This window comes from Vibrio sp. 10N.222.48.A3 (assembly GCF_041475345.1).
Classification (GTDB): domain Bacteria; phylum Pseudomonadota; class Gammaproteobacteria; order Enterobacterales; family Vibrionaceae; genus Vibrio; species Vibrio tasmaniensis_A.
In genome coordinates this window covers 1-946 of the sequence record NZ_JBFRVX010001650.1, presented here as the reverse complement: position 1 = coordinate 946, position 946 = coordinate 1, and the positions used below count along the sequence as shown (strand labels likewise).

At 41.3% G+C, this 946-nt stretch carries 1 protein-coding gene; it reads left to right on the top strand.

What is annotated here, in order from left to right:
• Positions 1-194 precede the first annotated feature (194 nt).
• On the top strand, positions 195-863 hold the full coding sequence (locus AB4653_RS28265) for a DUF2726 domain-containing protein (RefSeq protein ID WP_102258523.1): 669 nt from the start codon (positions 195-197) through the stop codon (positions 861-863).
• The last annotated feature ends 83 nt before the right edge of the window (positions 864-946 follow it).

Sequence of the window (946 nt, the reverse complement as noted above, 5' to 3'; positions counted from 1 at the left end):
GATGATTTGATTATTAAATAGGAGATGTGCGTCTTGAACTGTCGAAGCCGATAAAGAGACCGCCTCTGACGATTAATGCGTTCAAAGGTCATGATTCCAATTCGCAGCTCTGCTTCTTTTGCTTGCCACGTGACGCTTTTCTACATACGCTAACCACTCTCTTAATCCCTATACAAATGTGATTGTGTTGGAAAATGACTAATATCTTTATCGTTGTAATTGTTCTGGTTGTGTTCTTTTACTTTATTCAAAACTATCTAGTAAAAAATGATGACACCAAAGATCATGCTTATCAAAAGAAAGGCTCGTTAATGTCGGCGCAACAAGCGACCTTCTATAACGCACTCAAATCCGCAGTGGGTAACCATGGGGAAGTATTTGCTAAAGTGAGCATGTCTAACATTGTTGCCCCCGCTAAGGCGAACAATAAAAAGAATTGGTTTATTGCGAACAACAAAATCTCACGCAGTTATTTTGACTTTGTAGTGTGCGACCCGCGAACGTTAGAGCCACGCGTAATCATCGAATTGGACAATGGAAAAGAGCTGAATAAAGGAAAGGTTGATCGCGAGAAGCTATTGATGCACGTTTGTAAATCGGCTGGCCTTCCACTTATTGGCGCTTCAATTAAGCACAGTTATCAAGTGAGCCGTTTGAAGAGGTTACTGGCAGCACACATCGATTTGATTGAGCCATCTAAAGAAGTTCGATTCTGTAAGAAATGTAGCAGCCCTATGATCATCAAGCTGGCAAGCCATGGCGATTATAAAGGCCGACGTTTCTTTACTTGTAGTCGTCAACCTAACTGTACTTATACCGAGAACTACAACGTCGTATTCGATATGGACGAAGATTCTAACTAATACCTTGCGCCGAAGTGCTCATTAAAGGGAGAAAAGACGCGAAGCATGCTGATGTCTGTAATCATCGAAGTTGAACTTAAATG

Coding starts and splice junctions, on each gene's coding strand:
- AB4653_RS28265 (WP_102258523.1), top strand. CDS start 195: ATGACTAATATCTTTATCGTTGTAATTGTTCTGGTTGTGTTCTTTTAC.